Origin of the sequence: Blautia sp. HCP3S3_G3 (genome assembly GCF_052063365.1) — a bacterium.
Taxonomy (GTDB): domain Bacteria; phylum Bacillota; class Clostridia; order Lachnospirales; family Lachnospiraceae; genus Blautia_A.
Genome location: NZ_JBQHXR010000001.1, coordinates 730,399 through 756,152, shown reverse-complemented (window position 1 = coordinate 756,152; position 25,754 = coordinate 730,399). Strand labels below are relative to the sequence as shown.

Sequence of the window (25,754 nt, the reverse complement as noted above, 5' to 3'; positions counted from 1 at the left end):
TTCTCATTTTTTTCTATTATTTTATTTATCAGCCTTTCTCTCAAGGCTTTCTCTGAACTTCCGGTATTTTGCTTTTGTCTTCTCTGATACTTTTTGAAATACCTCTTCTGCCTTTCTGCAAAAGACTTTTGCCTTATCCCATAAGAGCAATGCATATTTATGAATCCATTTCCATACGATTCTTCCGCAGAGCTTCAAAATCTCCCACACTTCCAAAACAAATTTCGAAAGAATATTCCATATTTTCATAAATATCCCATCCGGATTCTTCATCCGCTTCAGTTCCAGCTCCTTCCGTCTGCGCTGAGACTCTTTCGGCATATAAATTGCTTCTTTTGTATCCAGATCAAAACAATCAATATCACAATACTCTCTGACATCAGACGGCAGCTCTTTCTCTTCCAGAGAATGCCCGAAAATCTTCCAGACTGCCGCATAAATAACCGCGCAGACCGGAACCCCTATCAGCATTCCCACAATGCCGAACAATCCTCCGCCGACCATAATCGCTACAATCACCATAAAGCTGGACAATCCTGTAGAATCACCAAGAATCTTGGGTCCGAGAATATTTCCGTCAAATTGCTGGAGAATCAGGATAAATATCGCGAAATACAATCCCTTCAAAGGATCTACCAATAAAATCAGCAAAACACAGGGAATCCCCCCCAGATATGGTCCAAAGAAAGGAATCACATTCGTAACTCCGATCACAACACTGACCAGCACTGCATACGGCATATCCATAATCACTGATCCAATATAGCAAAGAACACCTATGATTGCAGAATCCAAAAGCTTACCGCTGATAAAGCCGCCGAATGTTTTGTTTGTAAAACGCATTGCGTGAATCAGCAGATTGGCAACTTTTGCCGGAAGCACCGCATAAACGACCATCTTGCTTCTTGCGACAAAAATCTCTTTATCTGCCAGTACATAAAGCGATACAATAGCTCCAATCAGAAAGTTTTTCAGGAAAATCAGAATATCAAATACTCCTTCTGATACATTTTTCAGCATTTCCTGCATCTGAGGCAACAGATTGGTATACAGATATTCCTGGGCTTTATCCGTATACTGATTCAGCATATCGATCATTTCCGTATCCAGTTTCCAGCCTTTTTCCATAATGGTATTCAGCCAGGACTCCACGCTTCTCACATAACTCGGAAAACTGTAGATAATATTCATAATACTCCGAATCAACTGCGGAAGAATCATCATGATCAATGTATAAATAATCACAAGCAGCAAACAGAGAGAAAGTAACACGCAGATCCAGCGAATCACTCTTCTGCCGCGTTTTTCAGGTTTCTTCCCTTTCTTCTTCAAAAAGGGAAAAATCAGTCGTTCTTCCAGAAAGGTTACTACCGGAGTTAACACATACGCGATAATCACACCATAGATAATAGGTGCCATAATACTGAAAAAAATCCTGATTCCAGAAATCAGTGAACGCATATGGAAAATCCCATAATAAAACAGCATGCTTGCCGCGATCACGCAAAACGCCGTCACACCCCAATGCAGGTATTTATTTTCCCAACGAAATTTCATTTAAAATAAAGCCTCCTGTAATAGATTTCCTTTATCTTGTCCAGCAACTTTTCCCTACTAACATATTGTAAGAATAAATATCCGGTGTCATCTGATCAGTTATTTATTCTTCCATGTATCAGTTTCAGACAAATATAACATTTTCATTATAGCATAAAGTTATTTCCATGTCCCAGATAGTTTGAAAAAAAGCTGTCTTCTTTTAATCGACATTTTAATTAACATAACACAATCTTATGTCAATTATTCTGTCATAAATGATACCAATTCTACTCTTGCCCTGCTCCTGCAAACGCGCTATAATAAGCAAACAAATATTTTTTATTTTAATACATCATACACGAAAAAGAAAGGTGCAATATGAAATTACAACAGGTTTTAAGTATCACCCGCAGAGCTGTGGATGATTTTCACATGATTGAAAGCGGTGACAAAATCGCTGTAGGCGTTTCCGGTGGTAAGGACAGTCTGACATTGCTTTATGCGCTTCATGGCCTCGCCCGCTTTTACCCGAAACCTTTTACCATCGAAGCAATTACGGTCGATCTTGGTTTTGAAGGAGTATCCATGGATCCTATCCGGAAACTATGTAATGAACTCGGTATCCGCTACACCCCCATTCCCACAGAAATTTACAAAATTATTTTTCAGGACCGCAAAGAGTCCAATCCCTGTTCTCTATGTGCCAAAATGCGCAAAGGTGCACTGAATGAAACAGCCAAAAAACTGGGCTGCAACAAAGTAGCCTATGCGCATCACAAAGATGATGTGATTGAAACCATGCTCATGTCCCTGATTTATGAGGGCAGATTCCATACCTTTTCTCCTGTCACCTATTGGGACCGCATGGACCTGACTCTGATCCGTCCCATGATCTATATGGAGGAAATGGATGTCATTGGATTCCAGCACAAATACGATCTCCCGGTCGTCAAAAACCGCTGTCCTGCTGACGGAAATACCAAACGCGAATATATCAAAAATCTCCTCAGGCAGCTTAATCAGGAAAATCCAGGAGTAAAGGAACGCATGTTCACCGCCATCCTGAACGGAAACCTCAAAGGCTGGACACTTCCGGAGTAATCAAAAAGAAACCACCTCTGTGTAAGATACCAGAAGTGGTTTTCTTTTGATTCTACATCTGCAGTCTGGCAGATGTTCTTTCTATATTTGCTATTTTTTCTATATTTATGTTTCTATATCACTTTATTTTTCTTATTTACGTCAAAGATCTCAATTGCTTCGATAATGGCTCTTACTGCAGCATCAACACCAAATTTACTGCTGTCAATACAGAAACTGTAGCTTGCCGCATTTCCCCACTTCTTATTGGTGTAATAATTATAGTAGCTTGCACGGCTCTTGTCCGTCTTATTGATCATATCCCGGGCTTCTTTCGGGGATTTATGATACTTGGCGGAAATTCTGTTTATTCTCCAGTCAAGGTCTGCATGAATAAATACACTGAAACAATCAGGGTTATCAGCGAGGGCATAATCTGCACAGCGGCCTACCATAACACACGGACCTTCTGACGCAAGCTTCTTGATCGCATCAAACTGTGCAAGAAATACTTTGTGATTCATCGGCATATCTGAAAAACCTGAAGAATATCCAAAAGAGTAGGTGTCCATGACCAGTGAATATAAAAAACTGTTCGTCGGTTTTTCGTCATGATTCTCAAAAAGCTCTTTACAGATACCGCTATCATTGGCTGCATGTTCAAGAAGCTCTTTGTCATAACATTTGATTCCGAAGTAATTCGCAATCTCCTGTCCGATCTGTCTTCCGCCGCTTCCGTATTGACGACCGATAGTAATAATAGAACTTGTGCTGTTGTTCATAAGCTACACTCCCTTCTGCGATAAATCTCTGGAAATATTATACTATATTTTCGGCAATATTGCCAACTATTTTCTTAATTTATCCAGCAATTTAACGAAATACTCCGGCAGCGGTGCTTCAAATTCCATATATTCTCCTGTATGCGGATGCACAAAACCCAAAATCATCGCATGAAGTGCCTGTCCCTGCAGATGATAGGCATTCTTTTTATCCCCATACACTTCATCTCCAAGAAGCGGATGACCGATACTAGACATATGAACACGGATCTGATGCGTGCGTCCTGTTTCCAGACGGCATTCGATATAAGTCGTGTTGCCAAAACGCTCCAGAACCCGGTAATGTGTTACCGCATCTTTTCCATTTTTGTAATTGATCGCCATTTTTTTGCGGTCCGTCGGATGGCGTCCGATCGGTCCTTCCACCGTTCCCTCATCTTCTTTAAAATTACCGTAAACCACTGCACGGTAACGACGCTTGATACTGTGAACCTTTAGCTGCTCCGCCAGATCCCGATGCGCTGCATCATCCTTACAGATCAGAAGCGCCCCTGTAGTATCTCTGTCAATTCTGTGCACGATTCCCGGCCTGAGCACCCCATTAATTCCGGAAAGCTTTCCTTCACAATGAGCAAGTACTGCATTTACCAGGGTACCCTCCATATGTCCGGCGCTCGGATGCACCACCATTCCCTTCGGTTTATTTACCACAAGCAGATAATCATCTTCATAAAGAATATCAAGAGGAATTTCCTCTGCAGTAATATCCGGTTCCTTTAGTTCCGGAACCATGACACATACAGAATCCCCTGTCTGTACTTTATAATTTGCTTTTGCTGGTTTATGATTCACTGAAACCTGCTGCTCCTTCAGCAGTTTCTGAAGATAGGACCGGGAATATTCCTCCATTTTTTCCGTAAGAACGCGGTCAATACGTATCCCGGAGTCTTTTTCTTCAATAAAAAATTCAAACTGTTCCATCATACAAATTTCATCCTTTAACCCGGTTATCAACAATCTGAATGTCTGTGAAGAAAAGCAAAATCTTCTTCCTTATATTTCAGACAAACAAACAGAACAAGTAACATGCTTCCGCACACCACATATATATCCGCAAAATTAAAAACAGGAAAATCAATCAGGCTGAAATAAATAAAATCCACTACATAGCCGCGCCATACACGATCAATAAAATTCCCGGCTGCTCCGCTCAGCATCAGAAATAAAATCAGAAAGAGCGGAATAAAATAGGTTTCCTTCGGAATTTTTATAAACAGATAAACTCCAAGAAAGAAAAAAAGGATACATATCACCAGAAAAAGTACTCTTTTTCCCTCCAACAGCCCAAATGCAATTCCGGTATTTTCCAGATATTTCAGTTCCAGAACCCCCTGAATCAGTACATGGGAAGACCTGTCTGCAAGAAATCTCTGTGCCAGATACTTCGTATATTGATCCAGAAAAGTAAGAAGAAGCACTGACAGGATTCCCGTCAGTGCACAAATACCTGCGGACAATGGCTTCTCCCTTTTCATCATACAATCTCCCTGATGGCTTCTCTCAGTTCCTCATCCGTTACCGTACGATCAATAAAGCTTCTGCCCAAACCATCCATCAGAATAAACTTAATTTGTCCGTTTTCCATTTTTTTATCTTTTTTCGTCGCGCAGAGAATCTCTTCCACCGCAAGTCCTTCTACATGTTTCGGAAGGTCAAAACTACAGCACCCCGCAACAATTTCCCGGTATTCCTCTTCTGTCAGGAGACCTCTTTTCAGCGAAAGAAAGGCAGCAGCAATCAGTCCAATTCCCACACACTGCCCATGAAGGAGCTGAAAATCCTTCAGCTTCTCAACTGCATGTCCCACAGTATGACCGAGATTCAGAAGTGCACGTTCTCCCAGCTCTTTCGGATCACGTTCCACAACTCCAGCTTTGATCTCACAGCAGCGCCGAATCATTCCGGTAAGCAATTCCGGGTTATTCCGGTCTTTCAGAGCTTCGTGATCCGCACATACACTGTGAAACAGATTCTTATCACAAATCAGTCCTGTCTTCAGAACTTCTCCCATTCCACAGGCAAATTCGGATGCAGGCAAAGATTTCAGCGTACCCATGTTCATGTAAACAAGCCTCGGCTGATGAAATGCACCCACCATATTTTTGTACTGCTGGAAATCAACCCCTGTCTTTCCTCCCACACTGCTGTCCACCTGGGCAAGAAGCGTAGTAGGCACCTGAACAAAATCAATGCCGCGAAGATAAGTCGCTGCTCCAAAACCTGTCAGATCACCTACTACACCGCCTCCAAGAGCAACAAGCAGACCTTTTCGGTCCATTCCGCTCTGAATCAGTCTGACATAAAGATCCTGTACTGTATTCAGATTCTTACTTCGTTCACCGGCCTCAAACACAAACGTAATAATCTCATCAGATACTTCCTTCAATTCTTCCTGAACTGCCTCCAAATACAGAGGCGCAACGTTCGTATCTGTTACGATACACAGCTTTCGTCCCTGAAAGCCTTCCTTCTTCATTACTTCTGAAAGCCTGCTGAAATCTTTTTCAAAATAAATCGGATAGGAGAATTCTCCATCCCGTTTTACATGCAAAACATTTTGCTCCATCCTGTGCCTCCTTTATATATAACGCATGATTCGTACTGCGCATCTTCCCTTTTTGGTCTTTCCGGTCGTTCCTTCAAACCGGAATCTTCCCTTTCCACGGACCGAGATAATATCGCCTTCTTTTGGCTCATAGCCATTGGAAGTCACCAGACGTCCGTTCACAAAGACAGATCCGCCCTCAATAAAGGATACCATATGACTTCTGGACTCCTGAAAAGCCAGAGCAATCAGAGCATCCAGACGCACAGAAGCACAGGTACCGCTAACCGGCTGAAGAACCGGCTCCGGAAGTTCTTCCGGATTATCCACTTTTGTGATCAAAATACTCGTGTGTCTGACTCTGCATAAATTTTCGAGAAAAAAATCTGTCATTTTGTGATGGCAGAAAAACCAGGCTGCATCTTCCTTCACAAGGATATCACCAATCACACTTCTCTCTACGCCAAGATTCAAAAGAGCCCCCAGATAATCTCTGTGTGTAAGCTTTTCAGAAAATTTAACTGCCTTCGGCTCTATCTTCAGGCAATCAATCGGATATTCCCATGGAAAGACAAGAGCATCAGGATGAAAGGCCACCATCTGACGCTCTGCATTTTCATAACCTCCTGACCACTCCATAGAAACACCAGGAAACTGGAAATTACGGTTATTGATCATATTCTGTTCATTCAAATTCAGGAAATCTGAAAACGTAACAATATCCCTCTGATACGCGGTATTCGCCAGTTCCCGGATTCTTCTCTGAAAAAAATCATCCCGTTCCATGACTGATCAGTATCCTGCTCTTACAGAAGGAGCAGATCCTCCGAGGATATTCTGAAGATCACCGGTAATATCTACATTGGAAGGTCCCAGCACAAAAATATAACTGGATACTTTCTGCAGACTTCCTCCAAGAGAGTAGCATGCACCGGATGTAAAATCAATGATGCGCTGAGCCATTTCCACATCAATGCCCTCAAGATTCAGAATGACCGTAGAATTGTCTACAAGTGTATCGGCAATCTCTCTGGAATCTTCCATGGAAGTAGGCTTGATCACACAGACTTCCATATTGGATGACTGATTCTGCCGTCTGCTGCTTCTCATAGGTGTGATCTTGCTGGATACAGACGGACGAACCTGTTTCTCTTCTCTGGAAGCGGTTTTGGATGCAGCAGCAGTTCTGACAGGTTTTGCAGCCGGTTTCACCGGTTCCGGATCATCCAGTTCCTCATCAAAATCATCAAAATCGTCTGCTTCCTCTTTCTTACGGCTGAATTTCTGGAAGAAATTCTTCTTCGGTCTGTCCTCTGCTTCATCATCCAGAAAATCATCGTCATCTGCTTCATCTAAAAGGTCGTCATCAAGGAATTCTTCCTCATCGTAATCATCATTTAATTTGATGGCATCTAAAAACTTGTCTAAAACGCCCATTTTAATCTCCAATCTTAAATTTTAACTGAATCAAAAATAATTTCTTTCTCCGAAGATACCTGTACCAACACGTACCATCGTTGCGCCCTCCTGGACAGCGACCTCATAATCTCCGGTCATACCCATGCTGAGAACACTCATAGTAATATTATTAATGTTTTTATCAGCAATGTCAACACTTAATTTTTTTAATTGGCGAAATATTTTCCGATTTTCTTCCGGATCTTCCACATAAGGAGCAATGGTCATCAGTCCGCGGATCTCCAGATGCGGAAGCTTGGATGCCTGCATAACAAACGGAAGTACCTCGTCCATTTTAAGACCGAATTTACTGTCTTCCTGTGCAACATTCACTTCTACCAGAACAGGAACACGAATCTCATGTTTCGCAGCCTCCTGTTCAATGGTCTCCGCAAGACGCATGGAATCCACAGAATGAATCATCGCTACCTTATCAACAATGTATTTTACCTTGTTTCTCTGGAGATGCCCGATCATGTGCCACTGGATATCTTCCGGAAGCCGGTCATATTTATCCATGATCTCCTGTACTTTATTTTCCCCAAAGACACGTGCCTGTGCATCATAAGCTTCTTTCAGCATCTCTACCGGTTTTGTCTTGCTTACTGCAACAAGAGTTACCTCTTTCGAATCTCTTCCCACAGCCTCACAGGCTTTTCTGATGTTCTCTCTTACCTGCTGCAGATTTTCTGCTATCATTTATAAGCCTCCTCGTCATTTACAGAACTTTTCTTATCTGTAAAGAATTCATAATTAATCAATCAGTACAAAATCTCTTCCTCATCTACCACTTCTGCATTTCGTACAATATGGTCATATCGTGCCAGACCGTACGAGGTATTTTTAGACACGATTGCATACTCCTCATTCTGGTCAAGAATTTCAATTCTGCGAAATACTGCATAACCTTTATTGATACAGTAAACCCCTTCCAGAACACCCACATCGCCAACAATGTATTTACCCTGATTTTTCTGGCTTACAATCGCATCTCCTTCATTAAAATCACTCTTATTTACGTAATACAGATAACTTGGTTCTTTCTCTGAAGAATCCACGTCAATGGAATTGCCCGTTTTGATCTCTGTCTTTGCATAAATTGTGGAATTCTTAAAAAACGTTGCTTTATCTCCGTTTTCATCTCTTCCCTCTACCATAAAACCAACTTCCTGACTTTCTTCATTGACAGTAGAATATTCGGAAGGAATCGTATAGAACTCTTTCGTCACAACGGAACTCAGCGGAATTTTAAGCCCTGTTACCGTATTGGTAACAAGCTCGATCTCAAGGAAACGTTCTGTCGCATAACGGATGATTCCTTTGTTAAAATCAATCTTGCCATATTTGACACCATCTACCTGAATGATAGAAAAATCACCGCTCTGGGTCATATCATCCTTCAGAAATTTCACACGGATAACCGTACGATCCGCAAGCTTCGCAGCCTGTTTTTCACTTAACGGAATCAGCAGGCTCCATCGTTCATCTGTGATCAGGGTATAAATATCATCACCCGCTTTTACAGAGTTTTTTGTTTTTAAATCTGTTTCATGATAGGAATTCTGGTCAAAGTCTTCACTGGTGACTGTTTCTGCTGTTTTTCCTTCATAACCGTCCTTGCAGTAAAGAACAATTCCATCTGCAGGTGCCTTACTGATGGTCTGATTGCCCAGTGTTGCAGACGTAAAACTTACAAGAGAAGAATCTCCGGAGCTGCTGTCCGAAGATGAAGCCGTTTCATCTGTCACTCCCGCATACTGCAGAATACTTCCCTCCAGCTGATATTTAAAACTGTAGGTATTATTAAACTTACTCGGATTAAAACCCTTGGAAAAGCTCAGCATCTCGCTTCGGATCTTTGCCAGATCTTCCTGACTCAATACGGTTTCCGACTCCGGTACCTGTGTGCTGCTGATTCCGTAAACGGCACCGGAAGCATTGATCTTGCTTCCTTCTCTCGCATAGTAAGTCACATATCCGTTGGCTTCCGCCTGATAAGTTTTCTCTTCACGGATCACAAGTCCTGTATATGTTTCATTTCTGGAAAGCGGACCGGAAATAACCTGATAGGAATCAATACGATCTGATGTCAGATAAATGACTGCACTGCATATCATATAGATCAGGAGTGCACCAAACATAATGGTTCCTATATTCAGTCCGAAAATATTGCGGATTCCTGAAAGGAACCCTGTGAGCCTGCCGGGCTTTTTTTTATTCTGATCAGGCAATGAACTGCCTCCTTTGCGCTATTATTACGATTTTCCTATTATATCATCAACTTCCATCAAATACAAGACAGGTCACCGAATCGTCACTTTTTTGATCACCCATTTGCCGTATACCTTTGTTTTTCCATACATGGTATATGCTCTGACTCCCAGATAATAGGTACCCTTTTTCAGATTACTAAGGCTGATGCCCGCATATGTTTTTCCCGTATAATACTTATATTTAGAAGAAGGACTCAGTGTTGCAGCAGAAAAAGCCTTTGTCGTCAGAACATATTCATACCGATAGGCACTGGAAGCCTTGGTATAAGTAGCTTTCAGAGTTCCCTTCCCCGCTGTGACGGTCTTGAATTTCGGCGTACCGGGAGTAGTACCTGCAATCACTACCTTGACTGTAGATGACCAGGCACCGCATACCTTTGACTTGGAGGGAGTCAGATTATAGGCTCGAACAGCCACATAATACGTTCCTTTCGGAATATAGGCAAAGGTTGTACTTGTTTTCGTAATATTTACAGACGTTTTATAATAGGTGCCTGTTTTTGTAAAATCAGACTTCTTTCCAATGGCAAAGTCGTATCCGCTTACTTTTGCAGAGGAAGAAGCGACCGTAGCAGTGATATGATTGCCGTTGGTAACTTTCACAGACGAAAGTTTTCTTGTGGAAGGAAGTCCCACAGTTACTGTGATTTTTTTGATATCTGACCAGCTGCTGAACGCTTTTTTCCCGTTGGCATCCAGACGATATGCATGAACAGCCACATAATAGGTTCCTTTTGCAAGTGACGTAAATGTAGCCGTTCCGGTCGTATTATTCTTTACAACCTGCTTATAGGTTCTCGTTTTCAGGAAACTGGAAGACGTTCCGATCACAAAGTCATAGCCGTCCGGTTTATCTGAGGCACTGTTCAAAGCAGCCGTTACCTTTGTATAATTCGTTACTTTCACAGAAGAAAACGACGGCTTCTGCGGTGCCATGGAAATGGTGTCACTGGTTTTGGTTCCGATTGCCTTAATGCAGATATTACAGTTATAATTCAGTTTTGTCATATCCACCCAGGCAGTTCCGTCATAGAGATAACTCTGACCGGCCTGTACATCATACGCTCTGTTGTTTGCCTTTTCATGCGGAACATATCCATTTTTATGATTGAACTGCAGCTGGACAGCAAATTTTTCCCCTTTGGCAACAGGTATGGATTTCGTCAGATCTACCGTAAAATACCCTGCATACTGTGTACTGCCGTCCTGACTGTGTACCAGAATACCGGTATCCGGTGAGGATTTCACATATCTGTATATGGAAATGGTATAGGATATCGGTGCGGCAGCCGCATAAAAACTCACCTCATTGATATACTGAGCAGTATCTGCAGTAAAAACATTGGCACCTGAAATACGCAGAGTGTCACTGGGCTGTGCCGGCTTGATCACAGAACCATAACCTGTTCCGTCATACTGATGAATCACCTCATCCCCCGAAGATCCAAGAGGAGAGTTTTCCATTTCATAAAAGGACGGAGATTTTATTGAGCGATCTTCATACGAAACCCAGAAAAGTCCATTCTCACCGGCTCCATCTCCCCAGCTGTTCTGCATCAGAAATGCACCTGGCGTGGAAGCCTTTGTTACTTTTTCATCATCCCATCCGATCAGTGTTACCGAATGGTTCGGTGTCACCGCATTTTCGGAATAAAAACTATTGGTCTCCGCATCATAAGGTGCAGAATAGCTGTTTGTATAAAGACCGACCTCCACCGCACCATAATTCATGATAAATTTTTTGATATCATTCACTCTTGCGATTCTTGCCGAACCGGTGACAGAATTCAATTCATAAAGCCAGTAGCAGTTTCTGAGTCTGGAAACAGATGTCCGTTTATCCTGGTCAGTAATCACGGCATCCAAAATGCTGAAAGTACTGGATACACTGTCGGCTGCATCTGCCTGGAATGTCAGATCCAGCGGATACATGGATTCATAAACCGGTCCGTAACCACGTCCCAGGGTGGCAATACTGTAATAACGGTTTCCTCCAAGGCGCGTCCATCGCTGATTATTGATCTGCAGGAATGTTTCATTTGAAGTAGGATCACTGCTGTCAGACGTCGTTCCATGAAAGGCACTGTACGCAAGATGTGTTTCTGACAGGCTCAGAGAAGAATCCGCCAAACCTTTTTTGATCAGTCCGGTTTCAATGGATTCCAGACAGCTGAACGCCCAGCAGGTTCCCAGGTTTTTCTGATTTTTTACAGCAGTATTGTATCCGTAATCCGTAAGACTGTAACGTACAGGAAGTCCTGATGCCCCATACAGATTTTCCGTCTCTGGTTCTTCATCCGAAAAAGCTGAAATCGTATTTTCTGCTTCCGTAATCTCTTCCGTCACAAAGGCAGAAGCGGAATCTTCAGATACATTCTCCTCCCCGTCGCTAAATGAGGAACCATCATCAAAAACAGTTCCTTCCTCTGCGGAAGAATTGTCATCAAGAGAAAAAACAGCCGCAGATCCGGTTTCCTCAGAAAACGAATCTCCATCACTGAAGGAATCCTGTGATTCTTCATTCACTTCTTCATCCGGAAGAATCGTTTCTCCTGTCAGTTCTTCCACCGGATCCATTGTCGGAATATAACCGCTCTCTGAAGGCGTTCCTTCCACAAGCTCATACATTTCATAAACCGTAGCAGCTTCTGTCACCGTTGTGCCTGCCAGACATAATGCAAGAGCCGCACAAAGACAGGCGCGGAATCGGTTCCTTTGTAATCTTTTTTTCATTATTCCCAACTCCAGATTTTTTTCAAACATGCTCTACCATATAGCTAAATTATAAATGTTCCTCCACAGATTTGCAACCGTGAACTTTTCATCGTCTTTTCAAACAGCCGAACATATTTTCCGAATATCAGTTTGCATTTCCAGTATGTTTGTGATATACTGATAAAAACGAAAGCGAATAAACGATGGAGGTATCGTATTATGGCATATGGCAGAATCAGTAAGAAGCAGCAGGAGATACTGGACTATATCAAGAATGAAATTCTTAATCGCGGATTTCCGCCGGCAGTTCGTGAAATATGTGAAGCAGTCAATCTCAAATCCACCTCTTCCGTGCACTCTCATCTGGAAGCACTTGAGAAAAATGGTTATATCCGCAGAGACGCAACGAAGCCGCGCGCAATCGAGATTATCGATGACAACTTCAATCTTGTACGCCGTGAGGTTGTAAATGTTCCTCTGATTGGAACGGTTGCAGCAGGACAGCCCATTCTTGCGGTAGAGAATATTGAGAGTTATTTTCCTGTTCCAGCCGAATTTATGCCTAATGAACAGAGTTTCATGCTTCGTGTGAAGGGCGACAGCATGATCAATGCCGGAATTTTTGACGGCGATCAGGTTCTTGTGAAGCAGCAGTCTACCGCTTCTGACGGAGATATTGTAGTAGCCCTCGTTGACGACTCTGCTACAGTCAAGACGTTCTATAAAGAAAAAGGCTATTTCCGTCTTCAACCGGAAAACGATACTATGGAACCGATCATCGTTCACGGAGACCTTCAGGTACTGGGCAAGGTATTTGGCGTTTTCCGTTTTTACTCATAAACATATTTTTCCATGACAAAAAACTGCCGCAGGTAAAGACTTTTTTTCGAAAGACTCTCTGCGGCAGTTTTGTATCCTCTCCATATAATCAGGCTGAATTATACAGGAAACGTTTTCTTATTCCCCAAGGAATTCTTTTACATCCAGAACCTTTCCATCTCTCCAGATTCTTTCCAGATCATAGAAAAGGCGGTTTTCCTCATCAAATACATGAATGATCAGATCGCCATAATCCATCAGAATCCAGCTGGAATTTCTGGTACCCTCTATCTGTTTCGGCTCAAATCCGGCTCTTCCGAGTTTTTCTTCCACGTTATCTACCATGGCCTGAACCTGATTCTGATTGGAGGCGCTTGCAATAATAAAGTAATCTGCAATTACAGAAACCTCATGAATATCAATCACTTTAATATCCATACCTTTTTTTTCATCCAGTGCCTTGCATGCCAGACATGCCATTTCCTGTTCTCTGCTCATCAATATACACATCCTTTCCTTTATTCTGCTTTTTGATTATGTAATTCTTTATAATAAACGAATGCATCTTTCGTAGTACTGTCGATGTCTTTTGGGTTCTCTTCCAGATAAGCCAGCGTATCTTTCAGAATCTCATACATACATTCATCCAGATCCTCAAAAGCCAGTTTGCGTATCTGCGGAAGATGTACTGCTTTATCACGCATCGGCTCAATGTAATCCGCAATATAAACAATTTTCTCAAGAACGCTCATTGCAGGACGTCCGGTTGTATGATAAGTAATCGCTGAAAGTATTTCCGCATCTTTGATGCCGTATTTTTCTTTGGCGATATAAGCACCAAGCTTTGCATGAAGCAGGAAAGTATGTTCTTTTTCAAATTCTGTTACCGGAATCTTATGCTCTTCACACATTTTCAGCTTCTTTTTAGCCGGAATGCATTTGGCACTGTCATGAAGCAGACCTGCAGCCTGTGCATCCTTCAGATCATACCCGTGAACCATGGCAAGCGCCGCACAGGTATACATCACTCCCATTGTATGAGCCATACGATCTTCATCCAGATATTTGGATAATTTTTTCTGTATCTTTAAAAAATCATACTGTGCCATCTATGCTGATATCCTCTCTTACGGAATGGTAAATATTATTCTGATAGATATACTGGATCACATCATCAGGAACATAATAACGAAGACTCTTTTTTTCTTTCAGCCAGCCTCTGATCATTTCGCTGGAAATGTCAATATTCAGCGTGTCCAGTCTCAGGAACTGTCCTCCATACTGTTGGGAAAGAAACGTCATTTCTTCATCCAGTTTTCTAACAGAAGTGTGATCTCTGGTAGCCACTACCATGGTACAGGCATGACAGATTCTTGCCGGTTCTCTCCAAGTTGCAAAATTATACAGAGAATCCGCCCCAATGATAAAATAATAATCCGTATGCGGATGTTCTTTTTTCAATGTTTCCAGCGTACGATAGGTATAGGAAAAACCTTCCTTCTCCATTTCTGATAATGAAAGTTCAAAATGAGGGTTTCCTGAAATTGCCCTTCGTACCATCTCCACTCTCTGAGCGTCGGTAGCTCTTCCCTCACGATTTCTTTTGTGAGGAGGGTTTCCTGCAGGCATAAAAAGCACTTTATCCAGACTGAGCTGTTCGTATGCCTTTTCACCGAGAATCAAATGGCCTACATGGATCGGATCAAATGTTCCTCCCATGATACCGACTTTTTTCCTGACTGCGTTCTCCATAGATTGACCTCCACAGTTTATGGAAGAATGATTTTTTTCTTTTCGTTCTTACCTTCACGATATAAAACAATTTTTCTGCCAATCACCTGAACTACCTGTGAACGTGTCCTTTCTGCAAGGACTTCTGCCATCTCACGGATATCATAAAGACAGTTCTGAAGGACACTGATCTTAATCAGTTCTCTTGCCGTCAGAGCCTCATCTACAGCTGCTGTATTTTCCGGTGTTACACCGCCTTTCCCCAGCTGAACGACCGGATCCATTTTCATGGCAAGACCTTTTAAATATGCTCTCTGTTTACTTGTCATAGCTGCTCCTCTTATAACGCTGTCCGGCAGGGAGTCTCTCCGACAGTGCCGGACAGCTGCTCATTATTTATAATAATCAAAATCAAAGCCATACATACGCACGGTATCGCCTTCTTCTATGCCGGCTTTTTCCAGCTCTTCCAGAATACCGCCATCTTTGAGGAATTTCTGGAAAAAGGCAAAGCCCTTTTCTGAATCCAGATTGGTGTATCCCAGCATTTTTTCGATTTTCGGTCCCTCCACGATAAAGATGGACGAATCCTCCTCACTGCGTTCTACCGTATATGGCAGATTTTCTTTCAGAAGAATATCTTCCGGGAAAAATTCCTGTTCAAATACGATTCGTTCCTGTTTGGTGTTTGCCAGCATTTCTTTCACATAATAAAGAAGTTCTTTCACACCCTGACCGGAAACAGCAGAAATCGGGAACACACGGATTCCCTTCGGTTCAAATTCATCTTTGAGCCGCTGTACCGGACTCTCTTCCTCATCAAAAATACAGTCAATCTTATTTGCCGCAATCACCTGCGGACGAGATGCGATTTCCGGATTGTACGCTTCCAGTTCCTTATTGATCTTATAAATATCATCTACAGGATCTCTTCCCTCTGTAGATGCCGCATCCACGATATGGATCATAACTCTTGTACGTTCAATATGGCGCAGGAATTCATGTCCAAGCCCTACACCTTCTGATGCGCCTTCGATCAGTCCCGGAATATCTGCGATGACAAAGCCTCCGTTTTCTGTATCTACCACGCCAAGATTCGGACTTAATGTTGTAAAATGATAATTTGCGATTTTCGGCTGTGCATTGGTTACCCGGGACAGAAATGTAGATTTACCCACATTCGGAAATCCCACCAGACCAACATCGGCGATCACCTTCAGTTCCAGAAGAACATCCAGTTCCTGTGCCGGCTGTCCGGGCTGCGCGTATTTCGGCACCTGCATGGTAGGAGTTGCGTAATGCTGATTTCCTTTGCCGCCTCTTCCGCCTTTCAGGATAACCTGTCTTCGATTATCCCCGGACATGTCCGCGATCACCTTGCCGGATTCCGCTTCCATGATTACAGTTCCTTCCGGAACTTTCAGAATGATATCTTCTCCATCCGCTCCATGGCAGCGTCGTTTGCCGCCTTCATGGCCATCCTGTGCCTTGTATTTTCTTTTGTACCGGTATTCACCAAGAGTATTCTGTCCTTCGTCAATTTCAAAGATCACGTCACCGCCATTGCCGCCGTCACCGCCATCCGGACCTCCATTCGGAACATACAGTTCTCTTCGGAAGCTTACATGACCATCACCGCCTTTGCCTGAACGGATACTGATTTTTGCTCTGTCTGCAAACATATCCCACCTCTTTTCAATCTGTCAGACCATGCAGAAAATGTGCAGCAGCACCTTTTCCACATTTCAAGTATATAAATATATCCAAAGAAAGGCTCCAAACCTGTGCGATTTGAAGCCCCCTGAGTAACTGAATTATTCTGCCTCTACTGGAACGATAGAAACCTGTTTCTTATCGCGTCCTTTTCTGGTGTATCTTACAACACCATCGGTCAGTGCAAATAAAGTATAATCTTTACCGCATCCTACGTTTTCACCCGGATGGATCTTGGTTCCGCGCTGTCTGTAAAGGATGTTGCCGGCTTTTACGAACTGTCCGTCTGCTCTCTTCGCACCTAATCTCTTGGATTCGGAATCACGGCCGTTCTTGGTAGAACCAACACCTTTTTTATGTGCGAATAACTGAAGGTTCATTTTCATCATTGTGGTTACACCTCCTTGACTTTTACTGTCAAATATCGATTCTTGTAGCTATAAGAAATATCTGTTAATCCGAGAACCAGGGAATCCATCAGAAGTGTTCCCTTTTCTGTAACCGGCTTCGTAAAATGAAAAGAAACATATCCGTCCTTTTCTTCTGTCTCTATGACATCATCCGTAAATTTCTCAATGGAATTCACGGTATTAATAATCAGCGCTGATACGGCAGCACAGATAATATCCTGTCCTTCTTCCGCATACCCTGCATGTCCGCTGGAAACAAAACTGACATACGAGCCTTTTCTCTTCTTAACTGTGATTTTAATCATAATGACACCAGATTAACCGTTGATCTTTTCGATTTTCACTTTTGTGAACTGCTGTCTATGACCGTTTTTCTTGTGATATCCAGTTTTTCTTTTGTATTTGTAAACGATAACTTTTTTCGCTTTACCGTTTTCAATTACAGAAGCGGTAACACTGGCATTTGCTACATCAGCACCAGCTTTTAATCCGTTATCGCTGACTGCGATTACGTTATCAAAAGTAACGGTTTCACCAGCTTCAACACCGAGTTTCTCAACTCTGATCACGTCGCCCTCGGCAACTTTGTACTGTTTACCACCTGTTGCAATAATTGCGTACATAATGGCACCTCCTATGAACTTTACTCGCCAAATATGGTGGCCTTGCGGCGCTTAAACCTCTTTGTGCGGCATACTTGATTATAATAGCATGGTCTTTTCATTTCGTCAATATGTTTTTTGCAATCTGTTTATTTATTTTTGCATATTTTTATGCAGGAATGCAGAATGTTTTTATCTGACAGGAACGATCTCGATCCAGTATCCATCCGGATCTGTGATAAAATAAATTCCCATAGCCGGATTTTCAAAAACAATGCAGCCCATCTCTTCATGGTGTCTGTGCAATTCGTCGTACTTATCTGTATCAAAAGCAAGATGGAACTCACATTCGCCAAGATTATACGGTTCTGTCCTGTCACGAAGCCAGGTCAGTTCCAGCTGAAAATCCGTTTCACGGTCTCCCAGATAAACCAGTTTGAAGGAACCGTCCCCTGCTTCTTTTTCTCTTACCGGCTCCAGTCCGAGTGCATCTTTATAAAATTTCAGGCTCTTTTCCAAATTTAATACATTAAAGTTAAAATGTGCAAATTTAATCATAACAACCTCCTATAACTACTTCTTCATAAATTATATGACTGCCACATCTGCTCTGTCTGTTTTCCAGACAGTACCTCTCATTGTGACGCGCATCTGTCGAAAAGCAATTTTCAAACACGCTCCAGTTCCCGGATATCTTCCACTACAGGTCTGCGTACCTTTTTGCGGGTCATCTCCAGAATATTCAGAGGAGTAATATCCACAGCCCTGCATTTCACGGAATCCCTGCGCAGATATTTCTGTAGAACATGAAACAGCTCCTCTCTGTGGTCCGGGTTTTCCATATTAATAAAATCAACCAGAATAATGCCGGAAAGATTACGCAGACGAACCTGTCTGGCAATTTCCTGTGCTGCTTCCAGGTTAATCTTCCGGTAAGTTTCTTCCGCTTTCTTTCTACCCGTATACTTTCCGCTGTTTACATCAATAGAAACAAAAGCTTCTGTCTGCTGGATCATAAGAAATCCGCCGTTTTTCATCCATACTTTTTCTCTCTGGATTTCATCGAGAACAGATTCCAAACTGTACAGCTTATACAGCGGCAACAGATCATCCTGATACATACGAAGTCTTTCTGTCAAAACCGGACAGTATTCTTCCAGATATTCCTGTATTTTCCCGTAAACTTCCGGAATATCTGTAATGATCTCGTCAATTTCATTGCTGTACGTATCACGGATTGCAGAAAGATAAAACGGTTCTGCTTCATGCAAAAGACTGTAGCATGTCCGATTTCGTCCGAGAACTGCCGTTTTTGTGTATATTTTTTTCAGATACTCCAGTTCCCTGACAATTTCTTCTTTGGACGCATCTGCAGCATCCGTCCGGACAATGATCCCGTATTCCTTATCCGGCATTGCCGCTTCATCCGCCAGCCACTTGCTGAGCCTGCTGCGGTCCTCCCCCGACAGCTTTGAGGAAAGTCCGAATTTTTTATTTCCGGTAGTCAACACCAGATATTTCCCGGTAAAACTCAGATTCGAAGATAATGCCGGAAGTTTTCCTTTCATCGCATCACGGCTTACCTGAACAAGAATCTCATCTCCTGCATGCAGAGGACCATTTCCCCTGCGGCCTGCCGTATAGATAACGTGAGCGGCCTCCTCCAGAGGAAAATAGCCATTTCCTTCTGCGCCAAACCGCACAAATGCCGCCCGGATATGATCGGCAACTTTCTCCACCTGTCCCACATAAATATTTCCAAGAAGGGAATTGCCCTCCACAGGAGCCAGACGCATTTCCATGACCCCTGCATCTTCTTTCAGTGCATAGACCAGACAGGAGCGGGCTTTTATTTCCATTTCCGTAATGATGATCTTACTCAATTTTCTCACCCAAAGCTTCCAGAGGAACAAATCTGTGTTCTTCTTCATTTCCCGTATCCGCATATACTTCCAGTCTCTGAACCTGATAGCAGAATGGCTTCGGTTCGCAGCCGAGCCATCTCTGGAACGTATCCATCACAAGTTCCGGTTTTGTATAATTGGCGCTGGCAGATGCAAGTTTCAGAAAGACTTTTTTTTCTTTCCATTCCATCTGATAAATATAAGGACGGATGTCTACCTCTTTTTCACTGCGTTTTGTCTTCTTCATAACCGTAATCGACGGGAGAGCGGCAAACTCGCTGATTCGTTCCTTCCATGCAGCTTCCGGTGCTTTGCCTTCGCGGAATTCCACAAAATAATCTGCTGCAGCAACAAGCGCCATCGCTTTGCTTGTCTTGCCGTCTTCCACGGCTCTTGCGCTGAGTACACGAATTCCCTCCACCATGGTGCTGTTCAGTTTTTCCTCAATAGCAGCAGTCGGAACGGTCTCTGTCAGTTCCAGATCAAAATACTCCCCTAGACTTGTAGTACCCACTCCCAAAGGTGCCGCAAAAGACATAATCATATGAGGACTGTATCCTCCGGAAAAAGCAACCGGAAGTTCTGCACGGCGAAGTGCTTTCTGAAAATAACGCATGGTATCCAGATGTCCCACAAACTTCATCGGACCTTCTTTGGAAAACTTAATTCTTACTTTCATAGCATACACCTCCACCGTATTGTTTTACACCGCAGCCGGAACATCTCTGCCTGCAGTTGGGCGTAACCGTCTCTTCATGCGCATGTTTCCATTCACGGATCAGGAAATCTTTGGAAACCCCTGCATCGATAAAATCCCATGGAAGGATTTCTTCTGTATTGCGCTCACGAAGGGTATAGAAATCAGGATCTATTCCTGCATCCGCAAAAGCCTCTTTCCAGAGGTCATAACGGAAACTCTCTGACCACGCATCATAAAGAGCCCCCTTCTGATATGCTCGTAAGATCACATCTGCACACCGTCTGTCACCTCTTGCAAGGAATCCTTCCAGAATAGTCACATCCGGTTCGTGCCAGCTGTATTTAATGCTCCTCTGATTCAGCTGGGAGCGGATCTCATTTTTTACGATTTTGGCTTTTTCCACAAAATCCGCCTCACTGTACATACCGGCCCACTGGAATGGGGTAAACGGTTTCGGTACAAAGAAAGAAGTACTGACATTGATCTGCACTTTGCCATTTCTCTGATCCTTCGGGACTTCATAGTATTCCTCTGCAATTCTTTCGGCAAGATGTGCGATTCCCTTCATGTCTTCTTCCGTTTCAGTAGGAAGACCAAGCATGAAATACAGCTTCACACGATTCCATCCGCCGTGGAATGCTTCTCCTGCTCCACGAAGGATATCTTCCTCTGTCAGACCTTTGTTGATGACATCACGCAGTCTCTGGGAACCGGCTTCCGGTGCAAATGTCAGGCTGCTTTTCTTTACATCCTGCACTTTGCTCATCACATCCAGAGCAAACGCATCGATTCGCAGAGACGGCAGAGAAATATTCACTGCCTTATCCTGGAATTCCTCGATCAGAAAATTCACCAGTTCTTTCAGCCCGCTGTAATCACTGGAGCTTAAGGAACTGAGAGAGATTTCCTCATGTCCGGTATTTCTGAGCATTTCTCTTGCAGACGCCTTTAACTGTTCTACATCGCGCTCACGGGTGGGACGATAGATCATTCCCGCCTGGCAGAAACGACAGCCGCGAATACATCCTCGCATCACTTCCAATGTCACACGATCCTGTGTCGCTTTGATAAAAGGAACCACAGGCGCCTCGATTGCACGGTACTGACTGTCCATATCGATGACCAGCTGTTTCCGGACTTTCGCCGGAATTCCCTCTTCTTTCGGCTCAAAGGAGGAAATTGTCCCATCCTCTCCATATGTGACATGATACAGAGAAGGAACATAAATCCCCGGTACCTGTGCAGCTTTTCTCAGAAATTCTGCTCTGGTACCGCCTGCTGCCCGGTTCTCCTTATAAGCATCAAAAAGCGCATCGTAAGATGTTTCTCCTTCTCCGATATAAAACATATCAAAAAACGGCGCGATCGGTTCCGGATTATATGCACAGGCACCTCCTCCGATTACCAGAGGATCATTTTCCCCGCGTTCCGAAGCCATAAGCGGAATTCCGCTTAAATCAAGCACCTGCAGAATATTGGTATAACACATTTCGTATCCCAGTGTAATTCCGAGAAAGTCAAATTCGCGGATCGGGTCCTGTGATTCCAGTGCAAACAATGGCAGCTGCTCTTCCCGCATAATCTTATCCAGATCTGTCCACGGAGAAAATACACGCTCACACCAGACATCCTCTCTGGCATTGAACATGTTATAAAGAATCATCATACCCAGATTACTCATGCCGATTTCATAAACATCGGGAAAACACATGGCGAAACGGATATCCACCTTTTCCTTATCTTTCATGACAGAGTTTACTTCCCCACCGATGTAGCGGGCAGCCTTGTCAACTTTTAGTAATATTTCATCATTTAGAGCTAGTTTCCGCATAAAACTCCTTTCGTTTTTGTGCATTATATATAAAAAAACTTCTATTCTTCGTTCTCGGTCTTTTCGAAAAACAGCCTGTTTTTTTATGACTTTCAATCAGATTTGAGAGTGTGAAATGTACTGTTTTTTTCCTAGTTTTTGCCCCTGCGTAACAAATTCACTTTTTTTCTACTGCGCAGCACTATGCATAATTATACACTGTTTTGTGCTCCTGTATAAAGATGCATAGCACTGAATAGCATTATTTGATAGCATAAAGCATGCATTTTTGATGCATATCTTCAAAAAATATGTTCTGCTTATAACATGTTATATAAGAATCTGATATTGCCTGATATGAAACAGCAGAATCCATTCTTAAACAGCACATCAACTCACCATATTGTAAGCTTTTGGAGGAAGGAATTCAAGCAAATCTTTTTCTGGAATACGAATATCCAGTATAAGATTTGTTTTTGGAAGAATATCTGCCATAAAGGCAGTCATTTCTTTTTCGCAATCGTGTACAGTTTCTTCAGTAATATTAATATACACAGTCTCTGTAACGGTTGTTCCATTATGCCCCACGCATGAAGAAATCGCTTTTAAGCTAATATCGTTTTCTTTTAAAACAGTCGCATAGGTGTGTCTTAAATCATGCCAGCGCATATCAGGCAAATTACAATCGTTCAGAAGTTCCTTAAAGGATTTCCTGAAACTGCTTCTGTGATATGGCAAACCATCTTCTTTGAAACATACGAAATCCAAATTCTGAAAATCAGGATTGGATTTCTGCATTGTTTCATACTTATGACGTGCCATAATCAACTCTTCTATTACAAAATTTCCCAAAGGGACATTTCGATTTCCTGAACGAGATTTTATTTTTACTTCTTGCGTACATAAGCGCTCCTCATCTGCACCGTCATTTGAAAGAGTTCTTCCAAGCTGCCGTCTGATTTGTAATTCTCCCTCCCACCAATCTATATCGGAAAATTTTATTGCAATTACTTCAGATATTCTTAAACCTGTTGTTAAGGACAACAGCAATGGTATATACATTTCCGGTTTTGTATTTTTACACCTCAGCAAGAGCAAGGATATCTGTGGAATAGAGAGAATCGGGTACTGTTTTTTTTCGTATATCAGTGTACCGTCTTTCAATGCCTGGTTAATGGCCTTTTTTACTGCTTTTTTCTTCATACGGATTGCAGTGATTGTAGGATTTCTTCGTGTAATCTATGGAGGTGACTATTGATTTTAATGAAAAACTTAAAATCAGCAATGACCTTGTATCTTCCAGTACGAACAGGAACATCGGATATTTCTTCCTTCAGCAACTTTACCATCAGTTGGATATCAGTTCCTTCTTCAAAAATGTAACCGCTGATTCCAGGATCACCTTTGATCCGAATCTCGTGAACCGCTTCCTCACTTTCTCAAGGATCCTTGAGCCAGATTCAAAACTGGGTACTTTTGAACATCTTGACCATTATTATGAAGAACCTGAGTTTGACTACGTCCATATTTTAAGGACTATGGACATCATGCAGGAACATTACGAGGACTACATCAGCCATCTTTATGAAAAAAGCTGCAGTATCGTGAAGCGCAATACAGCTGTCTGTTATTATGACTGCTCAAACTACTACTTTGAAATAGAATCTCCGGATGAGGATTACGTGGATGAGGTAACCGGTGAAACCATCAAAGGCCTGCGTAAATACGGTCTTTCGAAGCAGCACCAGCCTGCCCCTCTCGTAGAAATGGGTCTGTTTATGGACGGGGACGGCATCCCACTTTCCATGTGTATCACTTCCGGTTCAGACAACGAACAGACAACTGCTATCCCTCTGGAAAAGCAGATCACAAAAATGTTTAAAGGAAAAAAATTTATCTACTGCGCTGATGCTGGTCTCGGCTCTTTAAATATCCGGAATTATAATTCCATGGGCAGTCGTGCATTTATTGTTACCCAGTCCATCAAAAAAATGTCCGATACTTTACAGAAGGCTGTGTTTAACGATTGTGATTACCGGCGTCTTTCTTCGGATGAAGAAGTATCAATCGAAGCACTGAAAGCGTTTGATAAAAATGATCCCGAAAACAAAGAACTGTACTCAGACAAGGCTTACAAGATCATCACGGCAGACAAAGCATTTGACCTTGGCTTTTATGAAGAAAAGATTATGAAAAACGGACGCAAGTGCAAGGTAAAATCAAAAGCAACCGTAAAGCAGAAGATCATCATCACGTTTTCCAGAAAGATGATGGAATACCAAAGATTTATCAGAAATCGTCGGATTGAGCGTGCAAGAAAACTCCTTAAAGGACTTGATCCTGAAACATATAAAAAGGGACCTCATGATGTGACACGTTTTATCAAGCGGAGATCCTCCACCAAATCGGGAGAATCTGTGACTGACTTATACGAAATTGACCAGAGCATCATTGATAAAGAAGAAAAGTACGATGGCTATTATGCTGTAGCAACAAATCTGGATGACCCTGCAAAGGATACTGGAGAAAAAGCTGGATCAGCAAGGGACTCATTTCACAATAGAGAACATCGTGGAGACTTTAAGAAATATGGAAGTTGCAAATATTGAGGACATGTGCTATATGTCAACCTATACCTGTTCCCAGGTCTGCACCGCACTGAATGCAGCCTTTGGTCTTGGACTTGACAGGAAATATTATCAGCCTAAAGAACTAAATAAAAAACTAAAAAAAATTTTTTAAAGAAGGATTCCCATACAACATTTCTAAAATGCTATAAAGGGCGACAAATCGCATATCTACGCGGTTTGTCGCCCTCTTCTCTTCTTCTAACTGTCGAAAACGGGATTATAACAGAAACTATCCTTTCGTCCAAAAGTAAAATCCATGGTACCACAACTCTATTCACATAGACAGCGACAGCTGCTGCTCTTTCTCCCGTCCCTGCTCAAGAGCTTTTTATTTCCTATGCCCCTGATAGAATTCCTTCAGATCTGCTTTCACTTCATCTGATAGCATTGTTTTCTTTACTCCCTGAATCGCTCCCTCAAGTGCCAGCAGACGATGAATGCAGGCGGATTCATCTATCTCCTGAATCTTTAGCCACGCTGACTTGGAGCCCATCTGTTTTAATTTATCAATAGACTCAATTCCAGCCTGTACCAATTGTTCTTCCACTTTTTTCCCAATGTTGGGAAGCTTCGATAATTCTCCCATGACCCGTTTCCCCTGTTCCTATTACGCTTCATTATTCAGATCGTTTTATTTTTTCCATGCTTTTCCCTTTGGCCAGTTCATCCACCAGCTTGTCGAGATAGCGTATTTCCTGCATCAACGGTTCCTCTATACTTTCTACCTTTACACCGCAGATACTTCCCTTGATAAGCTTCCGGTCCGGATTCAGCATCGGAGCATTCTGAAAAAAATCACCATAGCGTACTTGATTATCTGCTGCCTTTTTGATCTCGCTCTGGCTGTAACCGGTCAGCCATGTAATGATCTCATCTACCTCTGCCTGTGTTCTTCCTTTTCGTTCTGCCTTCGCCACCAGTAAAGGATAAATCCTGGCAAAGCTCATTGAATATATCTTTTCATTATTCATAGTTTTCCCCCT

At 42.6% G+C, this 25,754-nt stretch carries 27 protein-coding genes and 1 pseudogene; 3 read left to right on the top strand and 25 right to left on the bottom strand.

Features of this window, described 5'->3' with window-relative positions; all coding sequences use genetic code 11:
* Positions 1-21 precede the first annotated feature (21 nt).
* Positions 22-1,557, bottom strand: coding sequence for an AI-2E family transporter (locus tag ACTNEW_RS03445; protein ID WP_441057953.1), 1,536 nt, complete (start codon positions 1,555-1,557; stop codon positions 22-24).
* 360 nt (positions 1,558-1,917) lie between these two features.
* On the opposite strand from ACTNEW_RS03445, the gene ACTNEW_RS03440 reads away from it, so the two are divergent.
* A complete protein-coding gene (locus ACTNEW_RS03440) occupies positions 1,918-2,640 on the top strand; it encodes a tRNA 2-thiocytidine biosynthesis TtcA family protein (protein WP_441057950.1) in 723 nt (240 codons plus the stop codon).
* Between the two features lie 113 nt (positions 2,641-2,753).
* Here the strand turns inward: ACTNEW_RS03440 and ACTNEW_RS03435 are convergent, their stop codons facing one another.
* From ACTNEW_RS03435 to ACTNEW_RS03395, 9 genes are all read right to left on the bottom strand, one after another.
* The gene (locus tag ACTNEW_RS03435; RefSeq protein WP_441057947.1) at positions 2,754-3,401 is read right to left on the bottom strand and encodes an AAA family ATPase; all 648 of its coding nucleotides are present in this window, start codon (positions 3,399-3,401) and stop codon (positions 2,754-2,756) included.
* Positions 3,402-3,467: 66 nt separating this feature from the next.
* Positions 3,468-4,382 carry an RluA family pseudouridine synthase gene (locus ACTNEW_RS03430; protein WP_441058108.1) on the bottom strand — a complete coding sequence of 305 codons (915 nt, stop codon included), beginning with the start codon at positions 4,380-4,382 and terminating at the stop codon, positions 3,468-3,470.
* Between the two features lie 29 nt (positions 4,383-4,411).
* Positions 4,412-4,939 (bottom strand): signal peptidase II, encoded by a 528-nt coding sequence (gene lspA, locus ACTNEW_RS03425; RefSeq protein WP_441057944.1) that lies wholly within the window; start codon positions 4,937-4,939, stop codon positions 4,412-4,414.
* On the bottom strand, positions 4,936-6,027 hold the full coding sequence (aroB, locus tag ACTNEW_RS03420; RefSeq protein ID WP_441057941.1) for a 3-dehydroquinate synthase: 1,092 nt from the start codon (positions 6,025-6,027) through the stop codon (positions 4,936-4,938). Before aroB ends, lspA begins: the two co-directional genes overlap by 4 nt.
* 12 nt (positions 6,028-6,039) lie before the next feature.
* Positions 6,040-6,792: an RNA-binding protein gene (locus tag ACTNEW_RS03415; protein WP_441057938.1), complete on the bottom strand. Its 753-nt coding sequence runs from the start codon at positions 6,790-6,792 to the stop codon at positions 6,040-6,042.
* A 6-nt stretch (positions 6,793-6,798) separates the two neighbouring features.
* A complete protein-coding gene (locus ACTNEW_RS03410; protein WP_441057935.1) occupies positions 6,799-7,443 on the bottom strand; it encodes a cell division protein SepF in 645 nt (214 codons plus the stop codon).
* A gap of 30 nt (positions 7,444-7,473) precedes the next feature.
* Positions 7,474-8,163 (bottom strand): YggS family pyridoxal phosphate-dependent enzyme, encoded by a 690-nt coding sequence (locus ACTNEW_RS03405; protein WP_441057932.1) that lies wholly within the window; start codon positions 8,161-8,163, stop codon positions 7,474-7,476.
* A gap of 62 nt (positions 8,164-8,225) precedes the next feature.
* A complete protein-coding gene (locus tag ACTNEW_RS03400) occupies positions 8,226-9,695 on the bottom strand; it encodes an HlyD family efflux transporter periplasmic adaptor subunit (protein ID WP_441057929.1) in 1,470 nt (489 codons plus the stop codon).
* A gap of 72 nt (positions 9,696-9,767) precedes the next feature.
* Complete coding sequence (locus ACTNEW_RS03395) at positions 9,768-12,470, bottom strand: lectin like domain-containing protein (protein ID WP_441057926.1); 2,703 nt, start codon at positions 12,468-12,470, stop codon at positions 9,768-9,770.
* Between the two features lie 201 nt (positions 12,471-12,671).
* Between ACTNEW_RS03395 and lexA the strand changes: the two genes are divergently transcribed.
* Complete coding sequence (lexA, locus tag ACTNEW_RS03390; protein WP_441057923.1) at positions 12,672-13,292, top strand: transcriptional repressor LexA; 621 nt, start codon at positions 12,672-12,674, stop codon at positions 13,290-13,292.
* Between the two features lie 117 nt (positions 13,293-13,409).
* Here the strand turns inward: lexA and rsfS are convergent, their stop codons facing one another.
* From rsfS to ACTNEW_RS03325, 13 genes are all read right to left on the bottom strand, one after another.
* On the bottom strand, positions 13,410-13,769 hold the full coding sequence (gene rsfS / locus ACTNEW_RS03385; RefSeq protein WP_441057920.1) for a ribosome silencing factor: 360 nt from the start codon (positions 13,767-13,769) through the stop codon (positions 13,410-13,412).
* 20 nt (positions 13,770-13,789) lie between these two features.
* Positions 13,790-14,380: a bis(5'-nucleosyl)-tetraphosphatase (symmetrical) YqeK gene (gene yqeK, locus ACTNEW_RS03380; protein ID WP_441057917.1), complete on the bottom strand. Its 591-nt coding sequence runs from the start codon at positions 14,378-14,380 to the stop codon at positions 13,790-13,792.
* Positions 14,367-15,023 (bottom strand): nicotinate-nucleotide adenylyltransferase, encoded by a 657-nt coding sequence (gene nadD, locus ACTNEW_RS03375; RefSeq protein ID WP_441057914.1) that lies wholly within the window; start codon positions 15,021-15,023, stop codon positions 14,367-14,369. The genes yqeK and nadD overlap by 14 nt, the downstream gene beginning before the upstream one ends.
* Positions 15,024-15,040: 17 nt before the next feature.
* Positions 15,041-15,331 carry a ribosome assembly RNA-binding protein YhbY gene (gene yhbY / locus ACTNEW_RS03370; protein WP_441057911.1) on the bottom strand — a complete coding sequence of 97 codons (291 nt, stop codon included), beginning with the start codon at positions 15,329-15,331 and terminating at the stop codon, positions 15,041-15,043.
* A 63-nt stretch (positions 15,332-15,394) separates the two neighbouring features.
* On the bottom strand, positions 15,395-16,684 hold the full coding sequence (gene obgE / locus ACTNEW_RS03365) for a GTPase ObgE (protein WP_441057908.1): 1,290 nt from the start codon (positions 16,682-16,684) through the stop codon (positions 15,395-15,397).
* 132 nt (positions 16,685-16,816) lie between these two features.
* Complete coding sequence (rpmA, locus tag ACTNEW_RS03360; protein WP_441057905.1) at positions 16,817-17,104, bottom strand: 50S ribosomal protein L27; 288 nt, start codon at positions 17,102-17,104, stop codon at positions 16,817-16,819.
* 5 nt (positions 17,105-17,109) lie between these two features.
* The gene (locus ACTNEW_RS03355; protein ID WP_441057902.1) at positions 17,110-17,430 is read right to left on the bottom strand and encodes a ribosomal-processing cysteine protease Prp; all 321 of its coding nucleotides are present in this window, start codon (positions 17,428-17,430) and stop codon (positions 17,110-17,112) included.
* A 12-nt stretch (positions 17,431-17,442) separates the two neighbouring features.
* On the bottom strand, positions 17,443-17,748 hold the full coding sequence (gene rplU / locus ACTNEW_RS03350) for a 50S ribosomal protein L21 (protein ID WP_441057899.1): 306 nt from the start codon (positions 17,746-17,748) through the stop codon (positions 17,443-17,445).
* A gap of 171 nt (positions 17,749-17,919) precedes the next feature.
* Positions 17,920-18,285 carry a VOC family protein gene (locus ACTNEW_RS03345; protein WP_441057896.1) on the bottom strand — a complete coding sequence of 122 codons (366 nt, stop codon included), beginning with the start codon at positions 18,283-18,285 and terminating at the stop codon, positions 17,920-17,922.
* Positions 18,286-18,395: 110 nt separating this feature from the next.
* The gene (locus ACTNEW_RS03340; RefSeq protein WP_441057893.1) at positions 18,396-19,619 is read right to left on the bottom strand and encodes a ribonuclease E/G; all 1,224 of its coding nucleotides are present in this window, start codon (positions 19,617-19,619) and stop codon (positions 18,396-18,398) included.
* Positions 19,603-20,310, bottom strand: coding sequence for a TIGR03936 family radical SAM-associated protein (locus ACTNEW_RS03335; protein ID WP_441057890.1), 708 nt, complete (start codon positions 20,308-20,310; stop codon positions 19,603-19,605). The genes ACTNEW_RS03340 and ACTNEW_RS03335 overlap by 17 nt, the downstream gene beginning before the upstream one ends.
* Positions 20,294-22,162, bottom strand: a complete 1,869-nt coding sequence (locus ACTNEW_RS03330) for a TIGR03960 family B12-binding radical SAM protein (RefSeq protein ID WP_441057887.1) — start codon at positions 22,160-22,162, stop codon at positions 20,294-20,296. The genes ACTNEW_RS03335 and ACTNEW_RS03330 overlap by 17 nt, the downstream gene beginning before the upstream one ends.
* A gap of 369 nt (positions 22,163-22,531) precedes the next feature.
* Positions 22,532-23,344: a site-specific integrase gene (locus ACTNEW_RS03325; RefSeq protein ID WP_441057884.1), complete on the bottom strand. Its 813-nt coding sequence runs from the start codon at positions 23,342-23,344 to the stop codon at positions 22,532-22,534.
* Between the two features lie 35 nt (positions 23,345-23,379).
* On the opposite strand from ACTNEW_RS03325, the pseudogene ACTNEW_RS03320 reads away from it, so the two are divergent.
* Positions 23,380-24,883: pseudogene (locus ACTNEW_RS03320) on the top strand (IS1634 family transposase); the annotation flags it as partial.
* Between the two features lie 216 nt (positions 24,884-25,099).
* On the opposite strand, the gene ACTNEW_RS03315 reads toward ACTNEW_RS03320, so the two are convergent.
* Together ACTNEW_RS03315 and ACTNEW_RS03310 are read right to left on the bottom strand one after the other, a co-directional pair.
* Positions 25,100-25,357: a TfoX/Sxy family protein gene (locus ACTNEW_RS03315; RefSeq protein ID WP_441057881.1), complete on the bottom strand. Its 258-nt coding sequence runs from the start codon at positions 25,355-25,357 to the stop codon at positions 25,100-25,102.
* Between the two features lie 31 nt (positions 25,358-25,388).
* Positions 25,389-25,742, bottom strand: a complete 354-nt coding sequence (locus ACTNEW_RS03310) for a DUF2200 domain-containing protein (protein ID WP_441057878.1) — start codon at positions 25,740-25,742, stop codon at positions 25,389-25,391.
* Positions 25,743-25,754 lie beyond the last annotated feature (12 nt).

Excerpts from the sequence above, each read along its gene's own strand:
- ACTNEW_RS03445 (WP_441057953.1), bottom strand. The coding sequence starts at position 1,557 with ATGAAATTTCGTTGGGAAAATAAATACCTGCATTGGGGTGTGACGGCG.
- ACTNEW_RS03440 (WP_441057950.1), top strand. The coding sequence starts at position 1,918 with ATGAAATTACAACAGGTTTTAAGTATCACCCGCAGAGCTGTGGATGAT.
- ACTNEW_RS03435 (WP_441057947.1), bottom strand. The coding sequence starts at position 3,401 with ATGAACAACAGCACAAGTTCTATTATTACTATCGGTCGTCAATACGGA.
- ACTNEW_RS03430 (WP_441058108.1), bottom strand. The coding sequence starts at position 4,382 with ATGGAACAGTTTGAATTTTTTATTGAAGAAAAAGACTCCGGGATACGT.
- lspA (WP_441057944.1), bottom strand. The coding sequence starts at position 4,939 with ATGATGAAAAGGGAGAAGCCATTGTCCGCAGGTATTTGTGCACTGACG.
- aroB (WP_441057941.1), bottom strand. The coding sequence starts at position 6,027 with ATGGAGCAAAATGTTTTGCATGTAAAACGGGATGGAGAATTCTCCTAT.
- ACTNEW_RS03415 (WP_441057938.1), bottom strand. The coding sequence starts at position 6,792 with ATGGAACGGGATGATTTTTTTCAGAGAAGAATCCGGGAACTGGCGAAT.
- ACTNEW_RS03410 (WP_441057935.1), bottom strand. The coding sequence starts at position 7,443 with ATGGGCGTTTTAGACAAGTTTTTAGATGCCATCAAATTAAATGATGAT.
- ACTNEW_RS03405 (WP_441057932.1), bottom strand. The coding sequence starts at position 8,163 with ATGATAGCAGAAAATCTGCAGCAGGTAAGAGAGAACATCAGAAAAGCC.
- ACTNEW_RS03395 (WP_441057926.1), bottom strand. The coding sequence starts at position 12,470 with ATGAAAAAAAGATTACAAAGGAACCGATTCCGCGCCTGTCTTTGTGCG.
- lexA (WP_441057923.1), top strand. The coding sequence starts at position 12,672 with ATGGCATATGGCAGAATCAGTAAGAAGCAGCAGGAGATACTGGACTAT.
- rsfS (WP_441057920.1), bottom strand. The coding sequence starts at position 13,769 with ATGAGCAGAGAACAGGAAATGGCATGTCTGGCATGCAAGGCACTGGAT.
- yqeK (WP_441057917.1), bottom strand. The coding sequence starts at position 14,380 with ATGGCACAGTATGATTTTTTAAAGATACAGAAAAAATTATCCAAATAT.
- nadD (WP_441057914.1), bottom strand. The coding sequence starts at position 15,023 with ATGGAGAACGCAGTCAGGAAAAAAGTCGGTATCATGGGAGGAACATTT.
- yhbY (WP_441057911.1), bottom strand. The coding sequence starts at position 15,331 with ATGACAAGTAAACAGAGAGCATATTTAAAAGGTCTTGCCATGAAAATG.
- obgE (WP_441057908.1), bottom strand. The coding sequence starts at position 16,684 with ATGTTTGCAGACAGAGCAAAAATCAGTATCCGTTCAGGCAAAGGCGGT.
- rpmA (WP_441057905.1), bottom strand. The coding sequence starts at position 17,104 with ATGATGAAAATGAACCTTCAGTTATTCGCACATAAAAAAGGTGTTGGT.
- ACTNEW_RS03355 (WP_441057902.1), bottom strand. The coding sequence starts at position 17,430 with ATGATTAAAATCACAGTTAAGAAGAGAAAAGGCTCGTATGTCAGTTTT.
- rplU (WP_441057899.1), bottom strand. The coding sequence starts at position 17,748 with ATGTACGCAATTATTGCAACAGGTGGTAAACAGTACAAAGTTGCCGAG.
- ACTNEW_RS03345 (WP_441057896.1), bottom strand. The coding sequence starts at position 18,285 with ATGATTAAATTTGCACATTTTAACTTTAATGTATTAAATTTGGAAAAG.
- ACTNEW_RS03335 (WP_441057890.1), bottom strand. The coding sequence starts at position 20,310 with ATGAAAGTAAGAATTAAGTTTTCCAAAGAAGGTCCGATGAAGTTTGTG.
- ACTNEW_RS03330 (WP_441057887.1), bottom strand. The coding sequence starts at position 22,162 with ATGCGGAAACTAGCTCTAAATGATGAAATATTACTAAAAGTTGACAAG.
- ACTNEW_RS03325 (WP_441057884.1), bottom strand. The coding sequence starts at position 23,344 with ATGAAGAAAAAAGCAGTAAAAAAGGCCATTAACCAGGCATTGAAAGAC.
- ACTNEW_RS03315 (WP_441057881.1), bottom strand. The coding sequence starts at position 25,357 with ATGGGAGAATTATCGAAGCTTCCCAACATTGGGAAAAAAGTGGAAGAA.
- ACTNEW_RS03310 (WP_441057878.1), bottom strand. The coding sequence starts at position 25,742 with ATGAATAATGAAAAGATATATTCAATGAGCTTTGCCAGGATTTATCCT.